The 6,201-nt window shown below is 47.7% G+C and carries 6 protein-coding genes and 1 pseudogene; 6 read left to right on the top strand and 1 reads right to left on the bottom strand.

Annotated features, from left to right (window positions below):
- The 6 genes from ACJHVI_RS04420 to ACJHVI_RS04395 form a co-directional block, all read left to right on the top strand.
- Positions 1-222, top strand: a 222-nt coding sequence (locus ACJHVI_RS04420; protein ID WP_483183424.1) for a transposase, incomplete at its 5' end; no start/stop codon positions are given.
- A 326-nt stretch (positions 223-548) separates the two neighbouring features.
- Entirely contained in the window at positions 549-2,663 is a 2,115-nt protein-coding gene (locus ACJHVI_RS04415; RefSeq protein WP_483183423.1) for a TonB-dependent receptor domain-containing protein, read from the top strand.
- Positions 2,664-2,780: 117 nt separating this feature from the next.
- Complete coding sequence (locus tag ACJHVI_RS04410; RefSeq protein ID WP_483183421.1) at positions 2,781-3,554, top strand: ChaN family lipoprotein; 774 nt, start codon at positions 2,781-2,783, stop codon at positions 3,552-3,554.
- A gap of 23 nt (positions 3,555-3,577) precedes the next feature.
- Positions 3,578-4,369 (top strand): heme/hemin ABC transporter substrate-binding protein, encoded by a 792-nt coding sequence (locus ACJHVI_RS04405; protein WP_483183419.1) that lies wholly within the window; start codon positions 3,578-3,580, stop codon positions 4,367-4,369.
- Positions 4,370-4,394: 25 nt separating this feature from the next.
- Positions 4,395-5,330, top strand: coding sequence for a FecCD family ABC transporter permease (locus tag ACJHVI_RS04400; RefSeq protein ID WP_483183418.1), 936 nt, complete (start codon positions 4,395-4,397; stop codon positions 5,328-5,330).
- Positions 5,330-6,067: an ABC transporter ATP-binding protein gene (locus ACJHVI_RS04395; protein ID WP_483183417.1), complete on the top strand. Its 738-nt coding sequence runs from the start codon at positions 5,330-5,332 to the stop codon at positions 6,065-6,067. The genes ACJHVI_RS04400 and ACJHVI_RS04395 overlap by 1 nt, the downstream gene beginning before the upstream one ends.
- Positions 6,068-6,090: 23 nt before the next feature.
- On the opposite strand, the pseudogene ACJHVI_RS04390 reads toward ACJHVI_RS04395, so the two are convergent.
- Positions 6,091-6,201: pseudogene (locus tag ACJHVI_RS04390) on the bottom strand (IS982 family transposase); the annotation flags it as partial.

The following is a 6,201-nucleotide window of genomic DNA, read 5'->3' as shown; positions in this document are numbered from 1 at the left end:
ACACAATTGCCTGAAAACAGCGTCATTATTATGGACAATGCCAGCTTTCACAAAAGACAGGATACCCAACAGCTTATCGCAGATGCGGGACATCATATTTTATGGCTGCCGCCATACAGTCCGGATCTGAACCCAATCGAGGAAATGTGGGCTTGGCTTAAACGTAAACGCAAGGATTGGCGCTTAGATTGCATCGATAAACTATTCTTTTACTTCCTGTGAATTTGTAACTCTTTTTGATTTCTTTGACTATAGTCTAGAGCCCTCCGAATACATTGTCGTTTTGCTTGCTTAAGACCTGTAAAGATTAAGAAACATTTGCCCAATTCCCCTGAAAAACAATCTTTACTTAGCATTCCGCCTACAATTTGATTGGCAAAGGAATATTTTCTTTATTTTTTATCACTACTTGATAATTATTTTTATTTGGATTACAATTAATATAACTTTAATAAAAACCAAATAAAATGAAATACTTTACTTTATTGACATTAGTTTGTTCCTGTTCTTCAGTGTGGGCGGAAGAGGCTGCTAAAGCCGTTATCCACTTGTCTGAGATTAATGTTAGTGCTGATTACATCAATCAGCCTTATACAACACCCGCTGCGGTGTCCGTGATTGCAAAAAACGAAACCGGGCGCGATTTGAATGAAGTCTTGCGCAGCAGCCCTAGTTTATTTACGCAGCATGATATCGGGCAGGGCGGTATTGCGGTCAATTTGCGCGGTTTTGAAGGGGCGGGGCGGGTAAACGCCAGTATTGACGGCGTCAGCCAAACCTTTTATCAGACCAATCCGGCGCATGGTTGGAATGGCAATACGGTCTATATCAATGAAGATTTTATAGCGGGTGCGGAAGTCGAGCGCGGTTTGTCGCATGGCAATTCGGGTGGCAACGCATTGGGCGGGAGCGTGAATTTTCGCACATTGGCGCCTATCGATTTGGTACAAGGGGACAATACCTTTGGCGGTCGTCTGATTTTGCGGCATGGCAGTAATGGTTACGGCACAAACGGTATGGCGGCGGTGGCGCATCGGCAGCAATTTGACAATGGAGGTTCGTTCGGCGTCTTGGCGGCATATGGCGGCAAGGTTAAGGGCGGTTATCGCAACGGTGCGGGCGAGATGATTGCCGGCGATGGTTTGAATGACAATGCTGCGATGGAAAGCGGCGTGCATGCGCAGAATTTTATGGGCAAATTGGAGTATGCGCCTAATCGCTATCATCATTTTAATTTCAGCCATATTGCCAATCAAAGCCGCAGCACGAATAACCATACGCCGATTGATGTGAAAACCAATAGCAGCTTATTCCAATATCGCTACAATCCGCTGTCCGACAAAATCGATTTGCGTGCGGATATTTCTTACGGCGATTCGCGGCAATATTTTGCCAAGGAAGACCATGATAACGGCTATCAAAACCGCCAGACGTATAATCCGACTTGGCAGTTTAGTTTGACTAACCGTAGCGTGTTTGAAATCGGCAAGGCGGATTTAAGTTTTGATTATGGCGCAAAAATCCAACGCACGCGTTACGGCTCTAAAGAGCGTGATGCGGATTTGCCGCATTACCACGGCATTTTAGCCAAAGGTTATCAGCAGACGGGCAATCTGTTTGCTGAAGCCGAATTTCAGCACGGCAAATGGACTTTAGGGGGCGGGCTTCGTTACGAGCGCTACCGTTACGGCGGTTTCTTGCCCGAAACATTCGATAACGGCGCGATTGTGTTTCCTGCCGGCGGCAATGTGGATTTCTCTCATAAAGAAAGTCATCTCAATCCCTATTTTTCTTTGGCATATCAGGCAAATGATTGGTTGCAGCTGTATAGCACTTATGCGCATACTAGCCGTGCGCCGACCGTGCAGGAATTTATGTATGTGAATAATATCAATAATAATCCCTACTCGGTTAATCCTTATTTGAAAAGCGAGACGTCGCATAATCACGATATCGGCTTTAATATCTTTAAACAAGGCTTATTTACCCATAATGATACGGCGCGTTTGAAAGTAAATTATTTTACTAGCCGTATAAAAAATTATATTTTCCAAGATCAATTTTATGTCTGCGATGACCATACGAAATGCAGTATGGATGATTATTTAAACGGCGATATGGATGTTTCCCCTGTCGGAATTTTTTTCAATATGCCGAATAAGACTAAAATCCGCGGCTGGGAAATAGAAGGCGGTTATGATTTTGACCGCGCTTATATCAATATCGCTTATAGTCGCAATAAAACGGATTTGCCGATAGATTATTTGGCAGATACGGTCAGCACGATTCGTACGCAACCGAGCAGCCAGTTAGCGGTCGATCTCGGTACGCGCTGGTTGGATAATAAATTAATTGTCGGCGCGCGCTTAACGCGCATGGGAGATGATACCATCCCTGCGGGCGTGGATACCGATACCGGCCTTCCTACGGCGACTAAAGTGAAAGGCGGGCAAAATGTTTATGATTTATATGCCAAATATGATATGAGTAAAAATGCCAAATTGTTTTTCAATATTGATAATCTGACTAATACGGTCTATAACTATCCGCTGAGCAGCGGCGGCACATTAGGCACGGGCAATACGGGAGCGCAATCGGATTGGGCGAATAAAGGCACAGGGCGCGGCAGAACTTTCTATGCAGGTTTTATGATGCAATTTTAGGCTGTTTTGACTGAATATTTATTCAAATCATATGGAATTGTTTATTCTGATGATTTGAATGGATGCGGAATTGCTGTGCGCGGGATTTCGGCTTGTATGGATTTACCTAGGAAGATAATGAAAAAATTTGTTTTAATGTTTACGCTTGTTTTGCAGGCGGTCTGCGCCGAACCCTTGGGGCGGATTATCGATACCCAAAGCGGTCAAAGTCTTTCGCCGAGCCACTTGGCGCAGATGCTGTCGCAGGCGCAAATCGTATTGATCGGCGAGGAGCATGATAATGCGGCGCATCATGCCGCTCAGGAATGGTTGTTGCGGCAGACGGCGGAAGCGCGCGCAAAGGGCAGTGTGGTTTTGGAAATGTTGGTGCCTGAGCAGCAGCAGGCTGTAGGCGATATGCAAGCCTATTTGCACAGTGGCGGCAGCACGGGAAAACGTTCTTTAGCCGAGAAAATTAATTGGAATATGCGCTGGGATTGGTCGCAATATCAATCCTTAATCTATGCTTTGTTAGAGCAAAAAGCGCCGCTGTTGGCGGGCAGTCCTTCGCGTCAAGAATTGTCAAATCAAAGCCGCTTTATGCCTCAAGGTCTGCGCAGCGGCCATCCGGCGGTGCGCGATAGTTTGGCTCAATTAATGGATGCGCATCACGGCAGTCCGCAAGACTTGGTCTCGCTGCAGCAATATAAAGATTTTAAAATGAGCACGGTCTTATTGAATGCGCCCAAACCGGCATGGCTTATTGCAGGAAACATTCATGTTTCCAAGCAGTTGGGCGTGCCTTTGTTTTTGCAGGATGCGGGCTTTTCGGATGGTGTGAAAACGCTGTTGCTGACCGAGGAAGGCAGTGAAGTGGATATGCGGCATGCCGATTATATTTGGTTTTTTTGATTGGAATGCTGCGCGGTAACGATATGAAGAAAATGGTCGTATTAGCTTTTTGTGCCTTGTCGTTCGCTCAACTCACTTGGGCACAGAGGATTGTGTTGCTGACGCCTGACAGCGCCGATATTGTGGCTGCGCTGGGAGCGGCAGATAAGGTGGTCGCCGTGCATGACCATAACCATAACCCGCTTTATCAGGGTAAAGAGACGATTGGTTTTTACCGCACCTTGTCTGTAGAGCCGATTATGGCGCAGAAACCTGATGTGGTTATCGGCAGTTTTATGGCGATGCCGCCCAATATTTACGCCAATCTCAGACAAAGCGGCATTGTGGCGGAAAATGTACAAGAGAGTGAAACGATTGAAGATTATCAAAACAGCATTATCCGTATCGGAGAATTGATTGATAAAGAAGAACAGGCGGCGGTCTTGGCGCATCAATTCAAAACCGCTTTAAAAGCGCAGCCGGCAAGCGGCAAACGTTACCTGCTCAGCTATGACGGACGCTATGTTGCCGGACGCGGCACGGTGGCGGATAGCTTAATTCGATTGGCGGGCGGCATTAATGCGGCTGATGGCGTGGAGGGGTTTAAACCTTTGTCGCGGGAAGCCTGGTTGGCGGCAAAGCCTGATATCGTCATTATTGCCAAACATAATGAAGAAATCCTCGGCGGAGCAGAAAAACTGGCTGCCCGCCCTGAATTGTCCGCCAGTCCTGCGGCGCAAAACGGCAAAATCGTTTTTTGGTATTCCGATGAGTTTTTGCGTTATGGCTTGCATACGCCCGAAAGCATTCAAAACCTGTATCAATTGGCGCGCTGATGTTGTGTAAGTTTATGATAAAAATATGTTAAAACCTTTCTTGTTGCCCTTGCTGATACTGGCGCCCTTAATTTTTTTCTGTGCCGGAGTAGGTGAGGGAACGTGGCAAGATCCGCTGAACGTTGAAGAAATTATGCTGCAAATCCGTTTGCCGCGCATCACCGTGGCATTATTGGTAGGCGCTGCTCTGTCTGCCAGCGGTTCGGCTTTGCAAGCCTTGTTTGAAAATCCGCTTGCCGATCCGAGTTTGATTGGTACTTCGGGAGGCGCGGCAATCGGTGTCGTCGTGATGATTGCCATGGGCTGGGGCGGTATCGGTGTGCCGCTGGCGGCATTTTTGGGCGCTTTAAGCGTTTGTTTGTTATTGTTGTTTCTTCATCGCTGGGTCGGCGGCGGCAAATATGGACTGCTCGTTTTGGGTTTTGTTTTGAGCAGTTTATGCGCTGCTGTGGTAAGTCTTATTTTATTTATGTCGGATGATATGGCTTTGCGCGGTGCAATGACATGGCTGGCGGGCAGTTTTGCTGAAGCCGGTTTTGTTTCTCTGACCTATGCCGGCAGCGCTATTGCTGCGGGGGGCTTATTGTTAATCGTTCTTGGGCGGCAACTGGATTGCTTGCTGCTGGGCGATGAGGCAGCGCAAACCATGGGCATTACCGTTGCCAAAACGCGGACTTTAGCGATTGTCGGCGCCTCGATGATGACTGGAGCGGCGGTTTCTTTAGGGGGCATTATCGGCTTTGTGGGGATGATGGTGCCCAATGTGCTGGCGCGAGTGATTGGCGGCGGGCGTAGCCGTCTGATTGCCTTGTCGGCATTATGGGGAGCCGTATTTTTATTGATAGCAGATACTTTTTCACGTTGGGTCGTCTATCCGGTTGATTTTCCTGTCGGGATTGTGATTTCGATTTTGGGCGGGCCTTTTTTCTTGTGGCTGATTATGGACAGAGGGCGCGAATAATGTCCCTACAGTTTTCTCATGGTCGGATAAGCAAAGGAACAAGGGTCATTTTAGATGTGCCGGCAATCCGTTTTCCGGATCATTGCATCAGCGCCATTATCGGCGCGAACGGCGCAGGAAAATCTACCCTGTTAAGACAACTCTTGCAATCGCCCGCGACTATTTGGCGCGGAAAACCTTTTCGGCTGGCTTTAAAACAAGGGCGGTGCGCTTGGGTCGGGCAGCATGAAAATTTTCAGTTGCCGATGACGGTCTTAGAATACGTATTAATGGGGCATTATCCGCGTCTTGCTTGGTATCGGCAAAGCCCTGCCTCGAATCGGCAGCGAGCGATGCAATGGCTGGAAATTTTTGAATTGGATGGCTTGAAAAACAAGCGTTTGGAAACCTTGTCGGGCGGAGAAAAACAACGTGCAGCCATTGTCCGCGCCTTATTGCAGGAAGCAGAAATCCTGCTTATGGACGAGCCGACCAACCATTTGGATATCCGCCATCAGCATCATTTGATGAAGCAGCTGCGCTTATTGACCGCACCCAAACCCGCCGTAATTATGGTACTGCATGATATCAATCTTGCCGCGCATTACAGCGATTTCGTTGTGCTGATGAAGCAGGGGAAAATTGCGGCAAGCGGCGCGACGGCAGAAATCATGCAGGCGCAGGTGTTAAGCGATTTATATGACTGGCGCATCCTACGCGAGCCCAGCGGCAATTTCATTCCCGATTACGCTAACTAACCTGAGTTCGGGATAAGCCCCCTCTATTTAGCAGCCGCCAAAGCATTCTTCCCAAACATCTGCGGCTTATACGCAAACAAGCAATATGCCGTTAATCCAGAAATCAGATTCAACAAAAATCCCTTCTCTGAACG

It is taken from the genome of Suttonella sp., from assembly GCF_056855035.1.
This window is presented reverse-complemented; position numbering and strand designations above follow the sequence as displayed.

Coding starts and splice junctions, on each gene's coding strand:
- ACJHVI_RS04410 (WP_483183421.1), top strand. CDS start 2,781: ATGAAAAAATTTGTTTTAATGTTTACGCTTGTTTTGCAGGCGGTCTGC.
- ACJHVI_RS04405 (WP_483183419.1), top strand. CDS start 3,578: ATGAAGAAAATGGTCGTATTAGCTTTTTGTGCCTTGTCGTTCGCTCAA.
- ACJHVI_RS04400 (WP_483183418.1), top strand. CDS start 4,395: ATGTTAAAACCTTTCTTGTTGCCCTTGCTGATACTGGCGCCCTTAATT.
- ACJHVI_RS04395 (WP_483183417.1), top strand. CDS start 5,330: ATGTCCCTACAGTTTTCTCATGGTCGGATAAGCAAAGGAACAAGGGTC.